The following is a 22,920-nucleotide window of genomic DNA, read 5'->3' on the forward strand; positions in this document are numbered from 1 at the left end:
GCCCGGGGGCACCGTCCCAGCCCCTCCCCGCTGATACCCGTAATACCTGAGAGCTACATCCCAGGTGAGCTCCCTGGCGGGACGCCGACGACGGCCTCCTTTCCCTAACTTCCTTGCCAGAGCGGCCCGATGACGGGCCGTGGTGGTCGAGCAGGACGGCAGGGAAGGGGCGGGAGACATGGGGGTCGCGACCCGGCCGGAGGTAGATCTCCGGCCATCCACCGAACCACGCCCCACGGTGCGACCACCGCGGCCGTCCCTCACACCGACGGGCCGCCGGCGTCCCACCTCCTGGCTCCGGCAGCGCTCCTGGCTCCGGCAGCCCTGGGTGGCCCGGCTGCGCCGGACGCTGCTCGCCCTCTTGGTGGCGACGGCCGTCGTCGCCCCCGTCTCCGCCGCCGCCAGACCGCGGATCCCGGCCCCGCCCCCGGCATCACTCGCCCCGCCGACCCCGACGACGCTCCGGTCGACGTACGAGGCCAACCGCGCGAACGCCGCGGAGGCGGCCCGTACGGCCGACGCCCACGGGGACCGCGGCAGAGCCGCGACCGACCGGTGGCTGGCGGCACCCACCCGCAGGCTCCTGAGGTTCGACGGCCGAGGCCCCGGCCAGGCAGTGGAGGTCCTGGGCGACCTGCTGAACGCCGACCACACAGCGGTCCTGGTCCCGGGCTCGGACACGAGCCTGGACACCTACGACCGCTTCCACAGAGCCGCACAGTCCCTGTACGACCGCACGGGCCCGGACACGGCGGTGATCGCCTGGCTCGGCTACGAAACCCCGGGAACGATCAGCACGACGGTCCTCACCCCCACCCGAGCCGAGCAGGCGGCCCCCCACCTGCGCTCGTTCCTGCGCGAACTACGCGCCCTGGTGGGCGACTCCGCCGACCTCACCCTCATCTGCCACTCCTACGGCACGGTCGTCTGCGCCCACGCCGTCACCGGTCTCGACGTTGTCGACGACATGGCCCTGATCGGCAGCCCCGGCACGGGCGCGGACAGCGCGGCCGCCCTGCGCACCTCGGCACGCGTATGGGCGGCCCGAGGCGCGGACGACTGGATCGGCACGGTTCCCCACACCCGGACCGACCTCTTCGGCACGACCGTCGGCTTCGGCCCCGATCCCACGTCCCCCTCCTTCGGCGCCCGTGTCTTCACCGCGGGCGCGGCCGGCCACAGCGACTACTTCGCCCCCGGCTCCGCCTCCCTCGACAACCTGGCCCGCATCACCCTGGGCGCCCGTGCGGAGGTCACCGATGCGTGACCACACCCTCAGGCCCACTGCCGTCCGTACGGCCGCCCGCCGGGCCGTCCGGCACATCGAGGCCGCCACCCCACCCCACCGGGACCGCGCGGTGGACGCCCTCCGGGCCCTCGCCGTACTCGGCGTCATCCTGGGCCACTGGCTGGTCACCGCCCTGGTCGCGGACAGCGGCACGCTCCACACCACCAGCCCCCTCCAGCACCTGCCCCAACTGGCCCCCGTCTCCTGGCTCTTCCAGACCCTCGCCGTCTTCTTCCTGGCAGGCGGCCACGTGGCCACCAGGAGCCACTCCACGGCCCGGGCACGCGGCGTCACGTACCTCCCCTGGCTCCGCGCCCGGCTGACACGTCTGTTCCGCCCGGTCGTGGCACTCCTGACCCTGTGGACGGCGGTCACGATCGCCCTCCTGGCCACAGGCACCCGCGTCGACACGGTCCACACCCTGGTGAAGCTGGCCCTGTCCCCGCTGTGGTTCCTTCTCGTCTTCGCCGCCCTCACGGCGGCGACCCCCCTGCTGACCCGTCTCAACCCGCTCTGGCCCCTGGCCGTCGTCCTCCACGTGGACCTCATCCGTTTCGGCCTCGGCGGCCCCCAGGGCCTCGGCTGGATCAACCTGGCCGCGGGCTGGCTGGTCCCGTACACGCTGGGCGCGGCCTGGACCCGAGGTGAACTGGAGCGCCCGCGCGCGGGCTGGACCCTGCTGCTGTCCGGCACGGCGGCGACGGCGGGCCTGGTCATCTGGGCCGGCTACCCCGCGTCGATGGTCGGCGTCCCCGGCGCACGGATCTCCAACCTGAACCCGCCGACCCTGGCCGCCGTCACCTTCGGCCTGGCCCAGTGCGGTCCGGCGCTCCTGCTGCGCGATCCTCTCCGCCGCGTCCTGCGACGCCGGCCACTGGCCTGGGCGGCCGTGGCGGTCGTCAACCTGTCGGCGATGACCGTGTTCCTCTGGCACCAGACGGCGATGATGGCGACGACCGCCACCGGTCTGACGGCAGGCCGTCTCCCCGGCCTGCACACCCTCCCCGACGACCTCGCCTGGGTGGCCGCGCGTCTTGCCTGGCTGCCGGTGTTCGCCCTGGCACTCCTGCTCTGCCGGGCGGCCTTCCACCGTCACGAGAACCGCCGCCCGCGTACCCGCGAGGGCTCCCCCGTGGTGCGCGTCCAGCGGCGGCCGCCACCCCTGACGACGTGGCAGCCGCAGCGGACGGGGAGCGAGACGGGGACGAAGGGCGAGACCAGGACAGCGCCCGGGAAAGCAACCGAAGAGGCCTGGACGGAGAGCGGAACGGAGACCGGGGCGGTGCGACATGCCTAGGGTTGTGCGGATGAACGGGGTGGAGAAGCGGTTGACCACGGGCCTGCGAGTGCTGCGCCAGGACCTGTGGAGCAGCACGTCCCACCCCCTGCCCCCGTCGGTCTGGCTCCGCTGGCTGCCGCACGGCCTGGTCCTCCTGGTCGCGTTCGGGACCACGCTGGCCGGCGCCGATCTCATGGCCGACAGATACGGACTGGGCCCGGAGTACGGCCTGCTGTGCGCGGCCGCGCAGGGCGTGGCCGTGTCGCTCGCGCTGTGGTGGCCGGTTCCGGCGTGGTGGCTCTCGACCACGGTCATGGCCGTGGCGGCCGTCGGCGCCCGCGCCTACCTGACCCTCAATCCGATGTCGGACAACCAGCCCTTCTGGCCGTGGAGCGGACCTGGGATCTTCGCGCACTCCATGGTGCTGTTCCTGCTCGCGCTCCGCCTGCCCACGCGCGTGTCCGCCGAGGTGCTGGCCCTCACCGCGCTGCTCACGTACGTCCTCCAGACATTCGTCGGCAGTTCGAACCACGAGCCGTCGGGCACGCTGGCGCTGGCGATGTTCACGGGCGTCACCATCCTCGGCGGCGCCCTGCGCGGCCGCCGCGAGGCCCGCACCCAACTCGTCAGACAGACGAACATCACCGCCGAGGAGCGCGCCCGCCGCACCGTCCTGGAGGAGCGCAGCCGTATCGCGCGCGAGCTGCACGACGTGGTCGCCCACCACATGTCGGTGATCTCCATCCAGGCCCAGGTCGCCCCGTACCTGGTGGAGAACCCGTCCGAGGAGCTGAAGGAGAACCTCCACGGCATCCGGCAGAACGCGCTGGAGGCCCTCACCGAACTCCGCCGCGTCCTCGGCGTACTGCGCTCCGAGTACCCACCGGACGCCGGCCCCGACGACCCGCAGGCGATAGCGGGCGTCACCGAGGGCACCGCCCCGCACGCCCCGCAGCCCACCCTGGACCGCCTCGACGCGCTCGTCGACAACACCCGCGCGGCGGGTCTCGCGGTCGTCACCGAGATCCACGGAGAGGTGCGCCCGCTGCCGCCCGGCGTGGAACTGTCGGCGTATCGCATCGTTCAGGAGGCGCTCAGCAACGCCCTGCGGCACGCGCCGGGGTCGACCGTCCGCGTGGAGCTCGCCCACTTCCCGCGCGGTCTGCAGGTGCGGGTCATCAACTCCCGCCCGGCCCGCGAGGCCCCACCGTCCCCCGGCGCCGGCCACGGGCTGCTCGGCATGCGCGAGCGCGCCGCGATGCTCGGTGGCACCCTCATGGCGACCGAGACCTCCCACGGCGGCTTCGCCGTCGTGGCCTTCCTCCCCCGCGACGGCGACCCCGGCGGCGAGCTCCGGCTCGCACCGGACACGACAGGAGAAACGAGTCCATGACGAGCAGCGCCATCCGCGTACTGATCGCCGACGACCAGCAGATGGTCCGGCAGGGCTTCTCGGTGCTGCTCGACGTCCAGCCCGACATCGACGTGGTCGGCCAGGCGGTGCACGGCCTCGACGCGATCGACAAGGTCGCCGAACTCGCCCCGGACGTCGTCCTGATGGACATCCGCATGCCCGAGCTGGGCGGCATCGAGGCGACCCGGCGCATCACCACCGAGCGCCCGCACATCAGAGTCCTCGTCCTCACCACCTTCGACCTCGACGAGTACGTGTACGAGGCGCTGCGCGCCGGCGCGTCCGGTTTCCTCCTCAAGGACGCGTCCGCCGACCAGCTCGCCGAGGCGGTACGGGTCGTCGCGGCGGGCGACGCCCTGCTCGCGCCCGGTGTCACCCGCCGCCTCATCGCCGAGTTCTCCCGCCTCGGCACCACTCCCCGCGCCCCGCTCAAGGACCGTGTCGGCGACCTGACCGAGCGGGAGACCGAGGTGCTCTCCCTGATCGCGCAGGGTCTGTCCAACGCCGAGATCGCCCAGCGCCTCGTCGTCGCCGAGCAGACGGTGAAGACCCACGTGGGCCGCATCCTGGTCAAACTGGGCCTCCGCGACCGCACCCAGGCAGCGGTCTTCGCCTACGAATCGGGCCTGGTCCGCCCCAGGGGCTACTGAGCGGACGACACCCCGGGGGACACGCGACGCCGGCCGGGCGGTACCCGTAGTACCTGAGACGGACCTGGACAGACCCTCCTCACTGGTGACGACGCAGGACTCCCCCTCCGCCTACCGTTTTCCACGTGACGGAGACGACCCAGACCCAGACGATGCCCTTGCGAGGCGGGACCAAGCCGAGCAGCCCGGAGTTCCGGATGGCCATGGACGCATGGCGCAGGCTGCGCCAGGACCTGTTCCACGACGGGTTCGCCTACCGGCCGATGCCCCCGATGAAGATGGACGGCGCGTTCACCGGCCAGCTCTCCGGCCGCGTCCGCGAGTACGTGGCCTGGGCCCCGCACGCGGCCGTGGTGGCGGCCGCCCTGCTCTCGATGACCATCGCCGCCTCCGCCGGAGACGGAAGCGGGCTCGACACCGTCCTGGCCGCCGGGTTCGCCCTGGGCCCGGTCCTGCTCACCATGATCAGGCCCGTGGCGGCGTTCTGGGCATCCATGATCGGGGCCCCCGTGACCGCGGTGGGCGCCGGTCTGTGGGACGACTGGCCGTGGACGGCCGGCAGCTTCGCGACCCACCTCGTGGTGATGACGGTCGTGGCGCTGCGCACACGGCCGCGCATAGCCGCCTGGATGTGGTTCCTGACCGCCGCGTACGGGGCGGTCCTGGAGGGCACCATCGGCGGCAGCCACTACGCGTCGAACAACTCGGTCCCGCTGCTCTTCGTCAGCGCCCTGACCCTGCTGGCAGCCTCCGCCCTGACCATACGCCGCACCGCCCAGCGCGAGGTGACCGCCCAGCAGACGGTGACCGAGCACGAGCGCTCCCGGCGCACCCTCCTGGAGGAGCGCACCACCATCGCCCGGGAACTGCACGACGTGGTGGCCCACCACATGTCGGTGGTCGCCATCCAGGCCGAGGCCGCGCCCTACCGGGTGGAGAATCCGCCGCCGGAGCTGGAGCAGGCCTTCGCCACCATCCGGGAGAACGCGGTGGCCGCCCTCACCGAGCTGCGCCGTGTCCTCGGTGTGGTCCGCGCCGAGGACTACGAGGCCCCGGACGCCCCGCAGCCCACCCTCGCCGACCTCGACGGCCTGCTCGCCAACGTCCGGGAGGCAGGGCTCACGGTCGACAAGGCGGTCACCGGAGCGGTCCGTGAGCTGCCGCAGGGCGTGGAGCTGTCGGCGTACCGCATCGTGCAGGAGGCCCTCAGCAACACCCTGCGGCACGCGCCGGGCGCCTCGGCCCGCGTGGAGATCGGCTACGTCCTCGGCGGGCTCGGCCTGCGCGTGGTCAACGGACCGTCCCAGGAGGTGACCCTGGTGAAGTCCACCCACGGCACGGGGCACGGCCTCACCGGCATGCGCGAGCGCGTCGCGATGCTGAACGGTGAGATGACCACGGGCGAGACGGAGGACGGAGGCTACGAGGTGACGGTGTTCCTGCCCGTCGTGTCCAGCGTGAGCGAGGCCGACGCATGACGATCCGCGTGCTGATCGCCGACGACCAGATGATGGTCCGCGAGGGTTTCTCCGTGCTGCTCAACGCGATGCCGGACATCGAGGTGGTCGGCGAGGCGGTGAACGGCCGGGAGGCGGTCCAACGGGTCCGGGAGCTGTCGCCGGACGTCGTCCTGATGGACATCCGGATGCCCGAGCTGAACGGCATCGAGGCCACCCGGGAGATCGTGGCGTCGGACGGCGGGGCGAAGGTGCTGGTCCTGACCACGTTCGACCTCGACGAGTACGTCTACCAGGCACTGCGGGCGGGAGCGTCCGGCTTCCTCCTCAAGGACGCCTCGGCCCGCCAACTGGCCGACGGGGTGAGGGTGGTGGCCGCCGGGGAGGCGCTGCTCGCCCCGTCCGTCACCAAGCGGCTGATCACGGAGTTCTCCAAGCTGGTCCAGGCCCCCCGCCCCTCGGCGGCCACCCAGCTGGCGTACGGCGAACTCACCGACCGGGAGACCGAGGTGCTGGTTCTCATCGCCCAGGGCCTGTCCAACTCGGAGATCGCCGAGCGCCTGGTGGTCGCCGAGTCCACGATCAAGACCCATGTGAGCCGGGTCCTGGTGAAGCTGGGTCTGCGGGACCGCACCCAGGCGGCGGTGTTCGCCTACGAGGCGCGGCTGGTCACTCCGGGCTGACGGGGCCGGGGAGCGGCTTCTTCGAGGTGACGCGTCGGTTCCCCCTGGTCATGGGGCCCGCTCGCGGGTTAGCGTCCGGTCATGGCAGCTGCTTCCGACCTCGCTTTCGACCCGTGGGACCCCGACTTCGTGGCCGACCCGTACCCGGCGTACGCGGAGCTGCGGGCCCGGGGCAGGGTGCAGTACTTCGAGCCCACGAACCAGTGGCTCGTCCCGCACCACGCGGATGTCTCGGCGCTGCTGCGGGACCGCAGGCTCGGGCGGACGTACCAGCACCGGTTCACGCACGAGGACTTCGGCCGGGTCGCGCCGCCGACGGAGCACGAGCCGTTCCACACGCTCAACGACCACGGCATGCTCGACCTGGAGCCTCCGGACCACACCCGGATCCGGAGGCTGGTGTCGAAGGCGTTCACACCGCGCACGGTGGAGCAGCTGAAGCCGTATGTGGAGGGGCTGGCCGGTGAGCTGGTCGCCGGGCTGGTCGAGGCCGGCGGGGGAGACCTGCTGACGGACGTCGCGGAGCCGCTGCCGGTGGCGGTGATCGCCGAGATGCTCGGCATCCCCGAGTCCGACCGGGCTCAGTTGCGGCCCTGGTCGGCGGACATCTGCGGGATGTACGAGCTGAGCCCGTCGGAGGAGACGGCGAAGCGGGCGGTGCGGGCGTCGGTGGAGTTCTCGGAGTTTCTGCGGGAGCTGATCGCGCACCGCAGGGTGGAACCGGGCGAGGACCTGATCTCGGGCCTGATCGCCGCCTATGACGAGGGCGACCGCCTCACCGAGCAGGAGATGATCTCCACCTGTGTGCTGTTGCTGAACGCGGGCCACGAGGCGACGGTGAACGCCACCGTGAACGGCTGGTGGGCGTTGTTCCGGAACCCGGAGCAGTTGGCGGCCCTGCGCGCGGACCACTCGCTGGTGCCCGCGGCGGTGGAGGAGCTGATGCGGTACGACACCCCGCTGCAGCTGTTCGAGCGGTGGGTGCTGGACGACATCGAGATCGACGGGACGACGGTTCCGCGCGGGGCGGAGATCGCGATGCTGTTCGGCTCGGCCAACCATGACCCGTCCGTGTTCGCCGCCCCCGAGAAGCTGGACCTCACCCGGGCGGAGAACCCGCACATCTCCTTCAGCGCGGGCATCCACTACTGCATCGGCGCCCCCCTCGCCCGTATCGAACTGGCCGCCTCGATGACGGCCCTCCTGACGAAGGCCCCGACACTGGCGCTGGCCACCGAGCCGACCCGGAAGCCGAACTTCGTGATCCGAGGGCTGGACGGCCTAGCCGTCGAGATCTGAGCCCCCTCCACCGCCCGACCCGGACCCCCACCCCGGCCCCGGCTCCGATTCAGGCCCCGGCCCCGCCCCTCGCTCAGGACCTGGCCGCGACTCCGGTCCGGCACCCGAGCGCCGGCGCCGAGCCCACAGTGACGCGATCAGCAGGCAGACGGCGGCCGGTACGGCCGCTCCGGCCAGGGCGACGAAGGGGAGTTCGGTGGCGAGGACGGTGTAGTCCATGCCCTCGCCCTCGAAGCCGCCCCGGAGGTGGCGCCGGGTGCGGTCGGAGGTGCTCCAGAGGAGCGTCGCGGCCACCGTGCCCGCCGCCGACAGCGCACACCCTCCACACCCCGAAAGGCTCTCCCGGTCCAACCCGACTCCCCCGCCCGCCTGACAGTCCGCCTGCCCGCCTGCCCGCCTGCCCGCCTGCCCGCCTGCCCGCCTGCCCGTCGCCCCTCCGCCCGTAGACCGTCCCGCACGCCCCGCCGCTCCGGGGCGCACCGGCCGGTCGGTCCACGACGGGAGGGACGCGCCCTCTTCCGCCGCGGTTCTCCCGGCCCGGGCGCGCGTGTCACGGTGCCGGACGGTGCACGCCCCCAGGAAACGCGCCCTCAGCTGCTGCTGAGATCCCGTCGGCGCAGCCCGGCGAGGCCGCCCGCCACCAGCAGCACCGCGATCCCGGTCAGTACCAGTACCGGCGTCCACTCCATCTCGCCGCCCGGCAGCTTCGGCAGGTGACCGAAGGGGGAGAGGTCGAGGACGGCCCGGGGGGCGTCGAGCGCGGGGCCGACCCAGCCGATGAGGAGGACGGCACCGGCGAGACCCCAGGCCGCCGGCGCCGCACGGGGGGTGAGCCCGTACAGCAGGACGGCGCTGCCGCCGATGACCCACACCCCGGCGACCTGGACGAGGCACCCGGCCAGGATGGGGCCGGCCTCCTTGCCGTAGCCGAGGGTGAAGCCGAGACCGGCGAGGAGCATGATCCACACGGCTCCGCCGAAGGCGACGGCCAGGTGTCCGGCGGCCCAGCGGATGCGGCCCACCGAGTTGGCCAGGAGCGGTTCGGCGCGGCCGGAGGTCTCCTCGCCGTGCAGACGCAGCACGGTGGCGACGACGTACAGCGCGGCGATCAGACCGAGCATGCCGATCATCGAGGCGAGGAACGCGTCGGTCAGGCCGGACCGGCCGCCCATGCGCTCGAAGATCTCGCGGGCACCTTCGTTGTCACCGACGAATTCGGCCGTGCCCTCGGTCAGCCCGCCGTAGACGAGCCCGGCGAGGAAGAATCCGATGCTCCAGCCGAGGACGCTGCCGCGCTGCAACCGCCAGGCGAGCGCACCGGCCGTACCCAGCCGGCCGGTCGCGGGTCCCGGCCGGGTCGGCAGGAAGCTCATGCCGACGTCGCGGCGCCCGGTGAGTCGGTACGCCGCCGCGCCCTGGAGCAGGGTCGCTGCCACGAACAGGGACAGCACCCACCACCGCTCGTCCGCGAACGAACGCTCGTTTTCCAGCCACCCCAGCGGCGACACCCACGTCAAAAAAGACGAACCTTCGTTCGCGGAAGCGTCCCCCGCCGCCCGCAGCACGAACGCCAGGCCCAGCGCCCCCGCCGTCATCCCCCGCGCCAGCCGGGCGCTCTCCGTCAGCTGTGCCACGACCGCCGCCATCGTCGCGAACACCATTCCGACGCCCGCGATGCCCAGCCCGAAGGCTGCCGCGCCCGCCGCTCCCTGTCCGGCCAGTCCGAGCGTGACGAGCGCTCCCAGGCCGCCGTTCGCGACAGCCGCGGTGAGCAGGGCGGCCGTCAGCGGTGCCCGGCGGCCGACCGTGCCCGACGCGATCAGCTCCTGGCGGCCGCTCTCCTCCTCGTCGCGGGTGTGGCGGATGACGACGAGGAGGCTCATGATCGCGGCGAGCAGTCCGGCGTAGACGCCGACGCGCCAGGCGGTCAGGGCGCCGAGGGAGTCGTCGAAGACGGGACCGACCAAGGCGCGCAGCGACGCGTTCGTGGTCATCTGGCGCATGAGGTCGGCGCGTTCGGCGGCGGTGCCGTACAGGCTGCGCAGGCTGTTCGGCATGGACAGGACCATCAGCCCGGTCACCGCGACCCAGACCGGAACCATCACGCGGTCGCGACGCAGGGCGAACCGCAACAGGGTCCCCGTACCGGCCAGTTGGCGGGCACCGCCGGACCGGACGGCGAACGGATGGGTCGAGCCGGTGGATCCGGTGGATCCGGTGGGTCCCGTGGATCCTGTCCGTCCGGTCGAGCCGGCCGATCCGGCTGAGGGGGTGGACTCGGCTGATCCGGTGGTGGAGGCGGTCATCGCGTGACCGCCGCTTCCCGGGTGTCCCGCACGACGTCGTCCTGGTAGTGCCGCAGGAACAGCTCCTCCAGGGTCGGGGGAGTGGACGTCAGGGACCGTACGCCGGAGTCGGTGAGGGAGCGGAGTACGGCGTTGAGCTTGTCGGTGTCGACCTGGAGGTGGACGCGGTTGCCCTGGACGTCGAGGTCGTGGACGCCGGGGAGACCGGTCAGACCGTTGGGCGGCCCGGCGAGTTCGGCGGTGACGGTGGTGCGCGTGAGGTGGCGCAGTTCGGTGAGGGAGCCGCTCTCGACGGTGACGCCCTTGCGGATGATGCTCACCCGGTCGCACAACTCCTCGACCTCGCTGAGGATGTGGGACGACAGCAGAACCGTGCGGCCCCGGTCACGCTCCTCCCGTACGCACCGCTGGAAGACCTCCTCCATCAGCGGGTCCAGGCCCGAGGTCGGCTCGTCCAGGATGAGGAGGTCCACGTCGGAGGCGAAGGCGGCGACGAGGGCGACCTTCTGACGGTTGCCCTTGGAGTAGGTACGGCCCTTCTTGGTCGGGTCCAGTTCGAACCGCTCGACCAGCTCCGCGCGGCGCCTCGCGTCCAGCCCGCCCCGGAGACGGCCGTAGAGGTCGATGACCTCGCCGCCGGAGAGGTTCCGCCACAGGGTCACGTCGCCGGGGACGTACGCGATGCGGCGGTGCACCTCCACCGCGTCCGTCCACGGGTCGTGGCCCAGGACCTGCGCGGCGCCCGAGTCGGCGCGGAGCAGACCGAGCAGGACGCGGATCGCGGTGGACTTCCCGGCGCCGTTGGGGCCGAGGAAGCCGTGGACCTCGCCGGATGCGACCGTCAGGTCGAGGCCGTCCAGCGCGTGGGTTCGTCCGAAGGACTTGTGGAGTCCGGAGACGGTGATGGCCTGCGTCATGTTCAGAACGTACGCGTAATTCAGAAATTTGTGAAGTTAAGGAAGGGTGTGAACTGCCGGTAGGCTGGCGACGGGGCCTGACCAGGGAGTATGCGGGCTGGCCGAGGGCCTCAGGACGACGGGCGAGGGAGTGATCAGGGATGACGGACCCGGAGGCCGGGGCGAAGGCCGGGATCGAGCCCGTGGCGGAGCCCGGAGCGGCGGTCGGAGAGGAAGCCGGGATGGAAGCCGGGGCGGCGGTCGCGGGGCGCGACGCCGAGTCGGTCTCCCGCTTCGTCGAGAACTTCGCGGCCCAACTCGTCGAGGCCGGGGTCCCGCGTATGCCGGCCCGGGTCTTCGCCGCGCTCCTCGCCTCCGACACCGGCGCGCTGACCTCCGTCGAGCTGGGCGAACAGCTGCGGATCAGCCCGGCGGCCGTCTCCGGCGCCGTCCGCTATCTCGCCCAGGTGCACCTGGTGTCACGTGAGCGCGAGCCCGGTTCGCGCCGCGAGCGCTACCGCGTCCACAGCGACCAGTGGTACGAGGCCCTCACCAACCGCGAGGCCATCATCAAGCGCTGGGAGGAGTCCTTGCGCGAGGGCGTGGCCGGCCTGGGCGCCGACACCCCGGCGGGGCGCCGGCTCGCCGAGACCCTCGCGTTCTTCGAGTTCGTCGAGGTCGAGGTCGAGGCCATGATGCGGCGCTGGCGCACCCGCCGCGACGAGCTGTTCCCCCGAGGCTGACCGGCTCGGCCGGCAAACTGCGGCCGGGAAGTTGCGGCCGGGAAGCTGCGGCCGGGGGAGAGCTGCTACCCGGCCGTCTTCTCCGGGCCCGTCTCCGTACGGCTCGCCAGACGCTCGTAGCGCTGCCTCGCCGCCTGGGGGGTCTGGAGGCCGAGGCCGAAGGCGATCTCCGGCCAGGTCATGCCGCGCCCCCGGGCCATGTCGAGAAGGCCGACCTCCAGCTCGTCCATCTCGCCACGGGCGAGGGGGATGAGGGTCAGCGCGGCGGTGATGTCGGCACGGTCGACCTCGGCTTCGCCGTCCTCGAGAAGGGCGGCCCCGCTGAGCAGGTACGAGACCAGCCTGATCGCCTCCTGTGGATGGAGGACATGCGGGTGGACCTGGCGACGGCGCTGCTCGTCCGTGGCCGCGTGCCGCTCGGCGATGCGGAACAGGGAGGTGTGGACGCGTCGGGCCCGCGCCTCGTCCGCGCTCGGGGGTGAGAAGGGGTCGCTGGACTGCGGAGGTGTCGACGGCATGCGAGCAGTCTGCAATGCAAACAACTTGTTGTCAACGGATTATTGTCCGGTGCGATCGCCGCGCCCGTCTCACCCTTCTGCTCCCTGCCCGTCCCCTGCCTTCCCCCTCCTTCTCCTCCCCGCGCACGCGTCAGCGCCGCCCGCCGAACTCCCACAGGTGCACCTCGACGTCCGCGTACCGCTCCCCGGCCAGTACCGCGCACGCAGCGTCCGCGTCCTCGGCCCGGGCCGGCGCGGCCGTACCCAGTCAGTCCGTGCCGTCGTCGGACAGCAGCGGCCCGTACGCGAGCAGCTCGTCCCGCCACGCGGCCGGTACGACGAGATCCGCCGCACCTTCCGAACCGGGGCCGGCATCGGGACCGAGGCCGAGCACCAGGTACCGGTCGCCCCGCTCCGACCGCCCGGGAAGTCCCGCATCGTGCGGCCCGGCAGATTCCGCCACCGCCGCAGCAGCACGCCCCGGAACACGCCGGCCTGTCGGTTGGGCTCGTCGAACGCGGCCGAGCGGTGAGGGTGAGAAAAGGGGCGAGGGCGGAATGCGACCCGGCAGGAGTAACAACAGGAACTGCGAATGGTCCGCACGGACTAATATGGAGCGGTCATCTCCCAGCGGGTGGCCAAGTGCCGGAACCCCGGCTCGATTACGGCGAGCCGGGGTTTCCGATACTGGGAATGCTGGGGTGAGCGCTTTCGCTCTCCGGTGTCAGGAGTGGTCGTGTCCGAAGACGCGGAAGCTACCTACGAGGAGATTTCCCGCCTGGTCCCCTTCGACCGCGCTGCTGGAGCTGTGCGGGCCGACGGTGGCGATGGGGGCCCCGTTGTCGCAGGTGATCCCGCCGAAGAATTCGACGGTCCTGTCACTGTCGTTCCGGATGTTGAAGCTGGTGGCGCCCTCCTGGCCGGTGCGCACGTTGACCACCGCGATGCAGGAGCCCGGCTCGGCGCCGTACACGCGCTCGTTGATCTGGATCTGGCCGTCCCGGTGGTTGCCGCCCCGGCCCTCACCCCGGCCCTCACCTCGGCCCTCGCTCCGGCCCTCGCCCCTCTTGCCGCCCCAGCTCTCCTTGCCCCCGGGGTCGGAGGAGGCGTTCGAGCCGGCCTCGGTGCCGGTGCCGTTGCCGCCGCGGGGGGCGACGGGGGCCGCGTCCTGGACGAGCGAGGTGGTCTTCGGGGCGGACTCCAGAGCGGAGCTGGCGTACGTGACACCGGTGGCGGCCGCGACTGCCACGCCGACGGAGGCGGCGATCACTGTGACTTTACGAGTGCGCAATGCACTTCCCCTTCTCTTCGTTCTCGTCGACAGGACCTGCCGACGAGAACGAACGTAATGACGGCCATTTCCGCTGTCATGTCGAGGAGATCCGGCGCAGTGTGAAAATTGGGCTGGGCGGCCGTATGAATTGTCGCCCCGGAGGGTGACGGTCGGCGCGCCTGACACCGCATCAAAATATGGCAATGAGCTGGTGTTTTGATCCGAGCGGAGCGTCTCTCGGGAACACGCTGACGCATCGTCACTCTGTTGGGGGTGCGGCGGGGGCCCATGCCTCTGAGCATCCGTCAGACTTGCCGTCGGGTGGCGTCGCTGACGCACTCTCAGAAACCCTCGGGGTGCGGGGAAATGGCCTTTCGTTCCCTTGCGTGAATTCGCGGCCGATTCATCATCGCAACGGCGTGTCGCGCACCCGCAGGGTCATTTCTGTGCCTATCGTGACCGTCCCTGTGTCGAGGGTCGCGGTGTCGGCGACGCACGCCCCCCGCGCGCTCGCCTGAAGGGGTGGATGCGGGCATATCGCCCTGAGCGCTGGGCAGGTCGCCGTGTCAGCTGTGGCTGGCCCCTGCCGTCCGTCCACCGTTCCCGGGAATCCGCCCATGCGCCAACTCGCCGTCCTGTCCGCGGCCTTCGCCGCCCTCTTCCCCGCCGCCTCCCCGGCGCTCCCGGCCACCGCGCCGACCGCCCCCGCCGCCGTACCGCCGGGGCATGTGTACTTCTGGCCCGAGCGCGGTCAGATGGGTCCGGGCGGTGCCTGGGACTACGCACCGCCCGGCTACCGCGAGGCCGACGCCCGTGTGAAGCGCCACGCGTACTCCTTCGACTCGCACGCTCCCGTCAGCGTCTTCGCCATCCACTACAGGTCAGGCGGCGGCTGCCTCTACCGCGAGATCCGCCCCGACGACTACGACGACGACTGGAGCGAGTGGGCGACGAAGTTCGACGGCGTCAGCGACACACGGATGGGCTGCGAGGCGGGCTGACCGATGGGAACCGCCGAGCGGACGGAGCCCGCGACGAACCCTCGCCGCCGAACGGCCCTCGCCGCGCTCCTCGTCCACGGCCTGCTCCTCACCGCCGGCACCGCGTGTTCGGCGCCCCCGGCCCCGCCCCGGCTCTCCCCGGACGACGTCATCAAGGCCGCGACGCAGCGGCTGACCGACGCCTGCCTGGCCGGCCGGGGGCTCACTCCGCCGCGCCCGGGACGGAGCGAGCCCCCGGACGCCGAGCGGGCGCGGGTCGCCGAGGCGATGTTCGGGGCCGGGGGCAGGGAGCTGTCGTTGAAGCTGCCGACCGGATACGTCGTCCGTGCCCACACCGACGGCTGTCTGGCCGCGGCCCAGCGCAGGCTCTACGGCGACCAGGGCCGCTGGTTCCGTACGTCGACGATCGTCAACAACCTCCGGCCCGAGGCCGCCCACACCGACCGCACCCTCGCCGAGGTCCGCGCGGCACACCGTACGGAACTCGCCGAGTGGGAGCGGCTGCGGGACCGTGCCCTCACCGAAGCCACCTCTCTGATCGGCCATGGCAACCCCCCACCCCTGAAGGGAAAAACAGCACAGTGAAGCGCTTCACCGCCCTGTTCTCCGCGGTACTCCTCTCCGCCGGAGTGGTCCTCGCGTCGTCGGGCTCCGCTCAGGCCGCGGCCTGCGGCAGCGGCAACTTCTGCGTCTGGACGGACGCCAACTTCTCCGGCATGAAGATCGAGTGGCCGGGCGACGACCACTGGTGGGAGAGCAACATCGCCGACGAGGACTCCTCCTGGGCCAACCACGGCATCTCCGGCGCGGGCATCAAGGACCACGTCAAGGTGTACTCCAGCGGCAACCTCGGCGGCCACATGACCATCTGCCTCACCCCAGGCCAGGAGGTCGGCTACAACGGCGCCGCCAACGACGACGGCGACTCCCACACCTGGGCCGCGAGCTGCTGACCCTGTCAGCCAGGGGGCGCCCGGCACTCACCGGGCGCCCCCGCCCCGCGCCGCCCACCCCCGCCCCGCGCCGCCTACCCCCGACCTGTCCCCCTCCTCCCGAGTCGCCCGCACCCGCGCCCTCACCCCGGCAGCGTCAGCCCCCAGGCGCCCTCCCGTACCGTCCACGTCCGCGTCCGCACCGGCCCCGCCACCAGGGAGTCCGCCCGGTAGCGGAAGTCCGGGCCCGACACGGTCACCCGGTGGCCGACCGCGTGCAGCGGGGACGCCTCGGCGCCCACCGACACCGGCCGGATCTCGACATCGGCGCTGCCGTCCGTGCCGGGCGTGATCGACACGGTCTCCACGGGCTGGTCGAGGTCGACGAGCAGGACGCCGTCCACCTCCACCCGCAGCCGCGAGGGCCCGGCACCGCTCCCGGCGGCCACCCGTATGCGGGCCGGCCGCAGCGGACGGGACAGCCGGGGAGACCGCGCCGGCCGCGTCGACAACGTACGGGCGAGGGACTGCGGCCAGGCGCGCAACCAGTGGTGAGGGCCGGGCGGGGAACCGTCGTCCCCCGGCCCGTCTTCCGCCTCAGGGCCCCGGTCCGCTCCCGCTCCCGTACCCGCGCCGGCGCCCGTCCTCGGGCCCGCTCCTCCGCCCGGACGCCCCGGCCGCCCCGAACGCCCCTTGCCCGTCCCCGTCCCGGCACCCGGTCCCGTGTCCCCGGCCGGGGTTCCCTCTCTCCCCTCCGCGCTCTCCGTCCGGTGGGGAGAGGACGCGCCCGGCAGGACCGGGATGCACAGCGTGCCCAGCACCACCCCGTCGCTGTCGTCGACGAGCAGATCCAGCCGCCGCTCGACGCCGTCCAGGGCGGCGCGGGCCGCCGCGACCGCGCCGGTGGGCACGCCGAGGGAGTGGGCCAGCCCCAGCGCGGAGCCGACGGGGACCAGGGAGAGGGCGCACGCGCCCAGCTCCCGTCGGCGGTGCAGCAGCGCCACCGCCCGCAGCAGCGCGCGGTCGTCGCCGACCACCACCGGCCGTCGTGAACCGCGTCGGACCAGCGCCCGCGCGAATTCCTCCGGCCCTTCGGGAAGACACACTTTCGTACTCGCCGCACCCGCGCTGAGCACGTCTTTCGCGATCCGTACGGCCTCGCCGTCCGTGCGACGGGCGAGGGGGTCGATGACCACGAGGAGCTGGTCGGGAGTCGCCACCTCGGTCCTGCCTCGCTTCCTCGGGTAGCATCTTTGTGCAAGAGCCCCTTGCGCTATTGCGCCAGGGGCTTCGTCTATTCCGGGGCATCCGGGTCCGACAGGTGCGACCAACGACGGTCGCGGCGCACGCGATGGATATGAGCCACCGCGTACGCCCCCGACCTTGGACATGCCCCGCCCGGAAGGGGTGTACGCGCGTGCCCGCACTTGTGCTGCTCGGTGCTCAGTGGGGTGACGAAGGCAAGGGAAAGGCGACGGACCTGCTAGGTGGGTCGGTCGACTATGTGGTGCGCTACCAGGGCGGCAACAACGCCGGCCACACGGTAGTCGTGGGTGACCAGAAGTACGCCCTCCACCTCCTCCCTTCCGGGATCCTCACTCCGGAGTGCACTCCGGTCATCGGCAACGGTGTCGTCGTCGACCCGTCGGTCCTGCTCTCCGAGCTGAGCGGTCTGAACGAGCGCGGCGTCGACACGTCCAAGCTCCTGCTCAGCGGCAACGCCCACATCATCACGCCGTACAACGTGACCCTCGACAAGGTCACCGAGCGCTTCCTCGGCAAGCGCAAGATCGGCACGACGGGGCGGGGCATCGGCCCGACCTACGCGGACAAGATCAACCGCGTCGGTATCCGCGTCCAGGACCTCTACGACGAGTCGATCCTGACGCAGAAGGTCGAGGCGGCCCTCGACGTCAAGAACCAGGTCCTCACCAAGCTCTTCAACCGCCGGGCCATCTCCACCGACCAGGTCGTCGAGGAACTGCTCGTCTACGCGGACAAGCTCGCCCCGTACGTCACCGACACGGTCCTGGTCCTCAACCAGGCCCTGGAGGAGAACAAGGTCGTCCTCTTCGAGGGCGGGCAGGGCACCCTCCTCGACATCGACCACGGGACGTATCCCTTCGTCACGTCGTCCAACCCCACCGCGGGCGGCGCCTGCACGGGTACGGGTGTCGGGCCGACGAAGATCAGCCGGGTCATCGGCATCCTCAAGGCGTACACGACCCGGGTCGGCGCGGGCCCGTTCCCGACCGAGCTGTTCGACGAGGACGGCGAGGCGCTGCGCCGCATCGGCGGCGAGCGGGGCGTGACCACGGGCCGCGACCGCCGCTGCGGCTGGTTCGACGCGGTGATCGCCCGCTACGCGACCCGGGTGAACGGTCTGACGGACTTCTTCCTCACCAAGCTCGACGTCCTCACCGGCTGGGAGCAGATCCCGGTCTGCGTCGCGTACGAGATCGACGGCAAGCGCGTCGAGGAACTCCCGTACTCGCAGTCCGACTTCCACCACGCGAAGCCGATCTACGAGAACCTGCCGGGCTGGTCCGAGGACATCTCCTCGGCGAAGTCCTTCTCCGACCTCCCGAAGAACGCCCAGGCGTACGTGAAGGCGCTGGAGGAGATGTCCGGCGCGCCGATCTCCGCGATCGGTGTCGGTCCGGGCCGCGACGAGACGATCGAGATCAACTCGTTCATCTAGCGGTTCCCGTGGGCCGGCGACCCACGGGCGACGCACCTCGGGCCGGGCACGCGACTGCGTGCCCGGCCCGCTGCCTTCCCCGGCAGGGCCCCGCGCACGTACCGGGCATATCCTGAGAAGGCGGGCGATCCGCGCATGTCACACGGCCGGAAGGAAGGCGAGTGCGATGCGCATACTCTTCAAGGCACGCTTCGACACCGAGAAGTCGAACGAGGCCATCCGCAACGGCACCCTCGGGAAGCTGATGCAGGCCTCCATGGAGCAGGTCAAGCCGGAGGCGGCCTACTTCACCACCGACAACGGGCAGCGCACCTGCTACATGGTCTTCGACATGCAGGACAGCTCCGCGATGCCGGCGATCGCCGAGCCGTTCTTCCTCGACATGGGCGCCGAGGTCACGTACACCCCGGTCATGAACCCCGAGGACCTGCAGAAGGGCCTGTCGGCGCTGGGCCGCTGAGCCATCGGCTGCCAGGCCTCAGCTGAAGACGATCATCGATCCCTGCGCCAGACTTCGGGTCGCCGCCGCGTGCAGGCCCAGCCAGACGTGCCGTTCGCGGGCGAACGGGCTGGGATCGTAGGGCGCCGGAACGGCCGGCTCCTCCAACTCCGTGGGTGCGAGCGGTGCCTCGGGGCGTGCCGGCGGGTTCGCCGGGTCGATGCCGATGGCCGCGGCCACGAACTCCAGTTCCCGCAGCAGACCCTGGGACGAGCCCAGGGGGCCGCCTCCGGCGAGGAGTTCGTCGCTGGACAGGGGCTGCGGGAAGTCGACCGGGACATAGGCGCCGGCGTGGTCGTAGTGCCAGACCAGGTGGGACTGCTGGGCCGTGGTCTCGAACATCTCCAGCAACTGCTCGTAGTCACCGCCCAGCGCGTCCACCGGGGTCACCTCCAGGCCGCAGACCTGGAGCAGATAGGCCCGGCGCAGGAAGTGCAGCGCGTCGTAGTCGAAGCCCGCGACCGGGGCGACCTCCCCGGTCAGCCCGGGCATGTACTGGTACACCGGGACCGGCGGCAGCCCGGACTCGCCCAGCAGCCTGTTGTAGAGCGCGAGTTCCTCGGCGAAGGGGTTGTCGGGCGTGTGGCACAGCACGTCGACGAGCGGGACCAACCAGAGGTCACAGGCCAAAAGAGAACTCCTCGGTCATCCGGCACGCACACGGACGGTGAAGACCTGTTCGCGTACGGCGCACAGTGGTCAGGGAAGCGTAGTCGCTGAACGCGGCTTCAGTCCCCTGCGTGCAGGTCCCATACCCACACTCCGCCCGCCCACTTACCCGGCCGCCCGACGAGCTTGTCCACGGCCTCGCGCAACTGTTCGTCGTACGGCTGCGGACGCAGGACCAGGGCTCCGGCGTGCCAGTACGCGAAGTCCTTCCGAGCCTGCGCCCGCCAGTTCTCGCCGATCACCGGGACCTTGCCGGTGTAGCGGACGTCACGCAGCAGGTTGGAGGTGTGGCGGGGGGCCGCGCCGTAGATGCCGACGCGGTCCTCGCCGAAGGGGCCGTTGAAGTAGCCGCCGGGCATCCGGAAGCCGAAGCGGGCCGTGCTCTGCCAGCGCAGGGCCTCCGCGTTGCCCGGGTCGGGCAGCGGTACGGGCACCAGGGTCTCGCCGGCCCCGGTGTCGACGTACGACGCCCAGGTGCCGTCGGCGATGAACGCCGGGACCTCGGGGCGGGCCTCGGACCGCAGCGGGGCCGGGACGATCGGGAGCAGGGCCAGGGTGATCGCCATGAACCCCGCGTACCGGGTGCCGAGGCCCGGGGCGGCGGCGAGCCGCGCCCAGGCCAGGGCCAGCAGCATGCCGAGGACCGGGGCGCAGATCATCGCCACCCGGCCCTCGATGACCGACTCCAGCAGCGGCTTCTCGGCGAGCAGCGCCCACGGGCCGGGCAGGACGAGGTCCGTGCGCGGGAGGCGGATCTCGGGGCCGAGGGAGAGCACGGCGGCGGCGACCGCCGTGCAGGCCAGCGCCTTCACCAGGGCGCGCTCCCACAGGCGTACGACGATGCCGAGGGCCAGCAGGGCCAGCGGCCAGCCGTAGAAGGCGTTCTGCTCGGTGGGGTTGAGGGAGAGCGCCTCGGCCCGTTCCCGGTCGCCCGCCAGGGAGCGTTCGGCGAAGGAGAGGAGGGCGAGCGGGCTGTTGCCGGAGTTGTTTCCGTGCGCGATGTTCCCGTAGCTCTGCGGGCCGAAGAACTGCCAGCTGAGCGGGAGGGTGACGAGGGGGAGCACGACCAGGACCGCGATGCCCAGTCCCTTCAGCAGCGGCCGCCAGGCGTCGCGGGCCACGTCCCGCCGTACGAGCCCGTACGCGACGGCGAACAGCAGCATGCCCATCGCGGCCAGGAGGAGGGCCTCCTCGCCGAGGAAGATCTGGTAGGCCGCCATCAGGCCGAGGACGATCCCGTCCCGCTGGGTCCGGGCGCCCGTGCACAGGCGCAGCGCCCGGTCGATGATCAGCGGGATCATGAACAGGACGACGAAGTTCGGGTGCGCGTTGGCGTGGCTGACCATCGGCGGCGCGAAGGCGGCGAGGGCCGCTCCGGCGAAGGCCGCGCCCCGGTGCCGTTCGACCCGTTTGACGATCAGCCAGTACCAGGAGGTGGCCGTGGCGGCCAGGCCCACGGTCATCACCAGGGCCAGCGTGACCGCCGGCCCCAGGGCGAGGGTGACGGGGGCGAGGGGGACCGACAGGCCCAGCATGACCGTGTTGGCCATCAGGTTCACGCCGTCGGGGAAGCCCTGGAAGGTGGTGAAGAGGGGGTTGCGCAGATGGAGGAGGTTGTCGGCCGTGACCGCGAAGAACCACTCCCACTGGTTCTGGTCCTGGAGGGAGTCGGGCAGATAGCGGCTGTCCGGGCCGAGCCAGCGGCCGATGTGGAGGGCCACCGCCATCATCAGGAAGAGGGTGACGGCGAGGATGTCGGCCCGGCGGACGGAACGGGCCCGCAGGACGGCGAGTTCACCGAGGACCCGGGCGTAGTCGCCCGGCCGGATCTTCGAACCGGGCTGGTGGGACCAGCGGACGGGGACCTCGGCGACGGGCCAGCCGCTGCGGCGGAAGTACCGCAGGATCTCCACGTCGATGCCGAACCCGTCGAGCCGGGACGCGGCGAACGCCTCGCGGGCGCGGTCGCCGTCGAACAGCTTGAAACCGCACTGGGTGTCGCGGATGCCGGGCACCGCGATCCCGCGTATGAGCAGGTTGCCGGCGCGTCCGAGCGCCTCGCGCAGCCGGTGCTGATGGCGCTCGATGGTCGCGCCGGGCGCCTCGCGCGAGCCGATCGCGGCCGTGCACCCGTCGGAGAGCGCCTTGTCGAGCCGCTCCAGTTCGTCGATGGGTGCGGCGAGGTCGGCGTCCGTGAGCAGGACCCGGCGGCCGTGCGAGGCGAGGACGCCGAGCCGCAGGGCGTGGCCCTTGCCCCGGTTGCGGGGGCCGCCGGAGACGAGCTGGACCCGGGCGTCGCGGGCGGTGACGGCGGCCACGACCTCGGTCGTACCGTCCGTCGACCCGTCGTCGACGACGATGACCTCCCAGCGGGCCGCGGCCTCGGTGGCCGCGAGGTGGGCGATGATCGCGTCGAGGGTGGGGGCGAGGCGGCCCTCCTCGTTGTAGGCGGGGACGACGACGGAGAGGTCGACGCTCGTCTGGCCGCCGCCCGTCTTCGGGGTCGTGCTCATCCGTCCGCCAGGCGTTCCACCAGCGTCAGGGACCGCTCGTCGTACCCGGCGATGATCTCCTGCGCGGTCTGTGCGTCGCGGCGGGTGAGGGCGTCGACGAGGTCGGGGTGGTCGGCCCACAGCCGGCCCTTGAGATCGTCCGTCCAGTCGCTTCCCTGGCGCAGGTGCTGGACCGCGCACACCCAGGCCTGGACGCGCAGCCGGTGCAGGAAGTCGGTGAGGTAGGGGTTGCCGAACAGGGCGCTCAGCTCGCGCCAGAACCGCAGGTCGTAGCCGATCAGGATGTCCAGGTCCCCGGCGGTCGCGGCCCGCCGCGCCTCCTCGCCGCGCCGCCGGACCCCGGCGAGCGCGGCGGCCGTACGGGCATCGACCTCGCGGTGGCCGAGCCGCCGGAACATGCCCTCGGTGACCAGGATGCGGGCCTCGACCATGTTCCGGTAGTCGCTCACGGAGTACGCGTGGACCTCGAAGCCCCGGTGCTGCACGGCGTCCAGCAGCCCCTGCGCGGACAGGTCCACCAGCGCCTCGCGCACGGGGGTCGCCGACACCCCGTACTGCTCGGCGATCTCCTTGACCGTGAACTCCTGCCCCGGCTTCAGCCGTCCGGCCAGCACCTCGTCACGGAGCGCGTCCGCGAGCTGCTGCCGCAGGGTGCTACGGGTCACGGCGCCATTGCCGCCGCCGGTGCCGGTGCCGGGCATCGTGGTCTGCGTCCCCCATCCGCGTACGCGTACGCATTCTGTGCGTGCTCTCTGAGTCTCTTACGAGCACGTCACCTTACGCGTTCGGGTTCTGGGGAGGAGTTTCAGCCCTTCCTCTC

The 22,920-nt window shown here is 71.9% G+C and carries 22 protein-coding genes and 1 pseudogene; 13 read left to right on the forward strand and 10 right to left on the reverse strand.

What is annotated here, in order from left to right:
• Positions 1-238: 238 nt before the first annotated feature.
• The 7 genes from ACZ6BB_RS19815 (at position 239) to ACZ6BB_RS19845 (ending at position 8,070) form a co-directional block, all read left to right on the forward strand.
• A complete protein-coding gene (locus ACZ6BB_RS19815) occupies positions 239-1,267 on the forward strand; it encodes an alpha/beta hydrolase (RefSeq protein WP_471616462.1) in 1,029 nt (342 codons plus the stop codon).
• Positions 1,260-2,585: an acyltransferase family protein gene (locus tag ACZ6BB_RS19820; RefSeq protein WP_471616463.1), complete on the forward strand. Its 1,326-nt coding sequence runs from the start codon at positions 1,260-1,262 to the stop codon at positions 2,583-2,585. Before ACZ6BB_RS19815 ends, ACZ6BB_RS19820 begins: the two co-directional genes overlap by 8 nt.
• Positions 2,586-2,595: 10 nt before the next feature.
• A complete protein-coding gene (locus ACZ6BB_RS19825) occupies positions 2,596-3,960 on the forward strand; it encodes a sensor histidine kinase (protein WP_471616464.1) in 1,365 nt (454 codons plus the stop codon).
• Entirely contained in the window at positions 3,957-4,631 is a 675-nt protein-coding gene (locus ACZ6BB_RS19830) for a response regulator (protein ID WP_471616465.1), read from the forward strand. Before ACZ6BB_RS19825 ends, ACZ6BB_RS19830 begins: the two co-directional genes overlap by 4 nt.
• Before the next feature lie 125 nt (positions 4,632-4,756).
• Positions 4,757-6,109 (forward strand): sensor histidine kinase, encoded by a 1,353-nt coding sequence (locus tag ACZ6BB_RS19835; RefSeq protein ID WP_471616466.1) that lies wholly within the window; start codon positions 4,757-4,759, stop codon positions 6,107-6,109.
• A complete protein-coding gene (locus ACZ6BB_RS19840) occupies positions 6,106-6,771 on the forward strand; it encodes a response regulator (RefSeq protein WP_471616467.1) in 666 nt (221 codons plus the stop codon). Before ACZ6BB_RS19835 ends, ACZ6BB_RS19840 begins: the two co-directional genes overlap by 4 nt.
• Before the next feature lie 81 nt (positions 6,772-6,852).
• Positions 6,853-8,070 (forward strand): cytochrome P450, encoded by a 1,218-nt coding sequence (locus ACZ6BB_RS19845; protein WP_471616468.1) that lies wholly within the window; start codon positions 6,853-6,855, stop codon positions 8,068-8,070.
• Here ACZ6BB_RS19845 and ACZ6BB_RS19850 read toward each other — a convergent pair.
• The 3 genes from ACZ6BB_RS19850 to ACZ6BB_RS19860 form a co-directional block, all read right to left on the reverse strand.
• The gene (locus ACZ6BB_RS19850) at positions 8,053-8,364 is read right to left on the reverse strand and encodes a hypothetical protein (protein ID WP_471616469.1); all 312 of its coding nucleotides are present in this window, start codon (positions 8,362-8,364) and stop codon (positions 8,053-8,055) included. The two genes, ACZ6BB_RS19845 and ACZ6BB_RS19850, sit on opposite strands and share 18 nt — an antisense overlap.
• 296 nt (positions 8,365-8,660) lie before the next feature.
• The gene (locus ACZ6BB_RS19855) at positions 8,661-10,376 is read right to left on the reverse strand and encodes an ABC transporter permease (RefSeq protein ID WP_471616470.1); all 1,716 of its coding nucleotides are present in this window, start codon (positions 10,374-10,376) and stop codon (positions 8,661-8,663) included.
• Positions 10,373-11,293: an ABC transporter ATP-binding protein gene (locus ACZ6BB_RS19860; protein ID WP_471616471.1), complete on the reverse strand. Its 921-nt coding sequence runs from the start codon at positions 11,291-11,293 to the stop codon at positions 10,373-10,375. Before ACZ6BB_RS19860 ends, ACZ6BB_RS19855 begins: the two co-directional genes overlap by 4 nt.
• Positions 11,294-11,433: 140 nt before the next feature.
• Here ACZ6BB_RS19860 and ACZ6BB_RS19865 point away from each other — a divergent pair, with 140 nt between their 5' ends.
• Positions 11,434-12,015 carry a GbsR/MarR family transcriptional regulator gene (locus tag ACZ6BB_RS19865; RefSeq protein ID WP_471616472.1) on the forward strand — a complete coding sequence of 194 codons (582 nt, stop codon included), beginning with the start codon at positions 11,434-11,436 and terminating at the stop codon, positions 12,013-12,015.
• Between the two features lie 65 nt (positions 12,016-12,080).
• On the opposite strand, the gene ACZ6BB_RS19870 is transcribed toward ACZ6BB_RS19865, so the two are convergent.
• The 3 genes and pseudogenes from ACZ6BB_RS19870 to ACZ6BB_RS19880 all read right to left on the reverse strand — a co-directional run bounded on the left by ACZ6BB_RS19870 (position 12,081) and on the right by ACZ6BB_RS19880 (position 13,803).
• Complete coding sequence (locus ACZ6BB_RS19870; protein ID WP_471616473.1) at positions 12,081-12,533, reverse strand: DNA-binding protein; 453 nt, start codon at positions 12,531-12,533, stop codon at positions 12,081-12,083.
• Positions 12,534-12,663: 130 nt separating this feature from the next.
• Positions 12,664-13,040, reverse strand: a pseudogene (locus tag ACZ6BB_RS19875) (YciI family protein); the annotation flags it as partial.
• A 196-nt stretch (positions 13,041-13,236) separates the two neighbouring features.
• Positions 13,237-13,803 (reverse strand): hypothetical protein, encoded by a 567-nt coding sequence (locus tag ACZ6BB_RS19880; protein WP_471616474.1) that lies wholly within the window; start codon positions 13,801-13,803, stop codon positions 13,237-13,239.
• A gap of 599 nt (positions 13,804-14,402) precedes the next feature.
• Between ACZ6BB_RS19880 and ACZ6BB_RS19885 the strand changes: the two genes are divergently transcribed.
• The 3 genes from ACZ6BB_RS19885 to ACZ6BB_RS19895 are packed head-to-tail and all read left to right on the forward strand — an operon-like array spanning position 14,403 to position 15,739.
• Complete coding sequence (locus ACZ6BB_RS19885) at positions 14,403-14,786, forward strand: hypothetical protein (protein WP_471616475.1); 384 nt, start codon at positions 14,403-14,405, stop codon at positions 14,784-14,786.
• A 3-nt stretch (positions 14,787-14,789) separates the two neighbouring features.
• Positions 14,790-15,371 carry a hypothetical protein gene (locus ACZ6BB_RS19890; RefSeq protein WP_471616476.1) on the forward strand — a complete coding sequence of 194 codons (582 nt, stop codon included), beginning with the start codon at positions 14,790-14,792 and terminating at the stop codon, positions 15,369-15,371.
• The gene (locus tag ACZ6BB_RS19895) at positions 15,368-15,739 is read left to right on the forward strand and encodes a peptidase inhibitor family I36 protein (protein ID WP_037702706.1); all 372 of its coding nucleotides are present in this window, start codon (positions 15,368-15,370) and stop codon (positions 15,737-15,739) included. The genes ACZ6BB_RS19890 and ACZ6BB_RS19895 overlap by 4 nt, the downstream gene beginning before the upstream one ends.
• 122 nt (positions 15,740-15,861) lie before the next feature.
• Here ACZ6BB_RS19895 and ACZ6BB_RS19900 read toward each other — a convergent pair whose 3' ends face one another.
• Positions 15,862-16,938 (reverse strand): diacylglycerol kinase family protein, encoded by a 1,077-nt coding sequence (locus tag ACZ6BB_RS19900; protein ID WP_471616477.1) that lies wholly within the window; start codon positions 16,936-16,938, stop codon positions 15,862-15,864.
• Positions 16,939-17,135: 197 nt separating this feature from the next.
• Here ACZ6BB_RS19900 and ACZ6BB_RS19905 point away from each other — a divergent pair, with 197 nt between their 5' ends.
• Together ACZ6BB_RS19905 and ACZ6BB_RS19910 are read left to right on the forward strand one after the other, a co-directional pair.
• Positions 17,136-18,419, forward strand: a complete 1,284-nt coding sequence (locus ACZ6BB_RS19905; protein ID WP_383884772.1) for an adenylosuccinate synthase — start codon at positions 17,136-17,138, stop codon at positions 18,417-18,419.
• Between the two features lie 166 nt (positions 18,420-18,585).
• Positions 18,586-18,879: a DUF3303 family protein gene (locus ACZ6BB_RS19910; RefSeq protein ID WP_471616478.1), complete on the forward strand. Its 294-nt coding sequence runs from the start codon at positions 18,586-18,588 to the stop codon at positions 18,877-18,879.
• Between the two features lie 18 nt (positions 18,880-18,897).
• On the opposite strand, the gene ACZ6BB_RS19915 is transcribed toward ACZ6BB_RS19910, so the two are convergent.
• The 3 genes from ACZ6BB_RS19915 to ACZ6BB_RS19925 all read right to left on the reverse strand — a co-directional run bounded on the left by ACZ6BB_RS19915 (position 18,898) and on the right by ACZ6BB_RS19925 (position 22,801).
• Positions 18,898-19,548: a hypothetical protein gene (locus ACZ6BB_RS19915; protein ID WP_013001876.1), complete on the reverse strand. Its 651-nt coding sequence runs from the start codon at positions 19,546-19,548 to the stop codon at positions 18,898-18,900.
• 98 nt (positions 19,549-19,646) lie between these two features.
• Positions 19,647-22,100: a dolichyl-phosphate beta-glucosyltransferase gene (locus ACZ6BB_RS19920; protein ID WP_471616479.1), complete on the reverse strand. Its 2,454-nt coding sequence runs from the start codon at positions 22,098-22,100 to the stop codon at positions 19,647-19,649.
• A complete protein-coding gene (locus tag ACZ6BB_RS19925) occupies positions 22,097-22,801 on the reverse strand; it encodes a GntR family transcriptional regulator (protein ID WP_471616480.1) in 705 nt (234 codons plus the stop codon). Before ACZ6BB_RS19925 ends, ACZ6BB_RS19920 begins: the two co-directional genes overlap by 4 nt.
• Positions 22,802-22,920: the final 119 nt, after the last annotated feature.

This window comes from Streptomyces sp. NPDC041108, assembly GCF_055592645.1.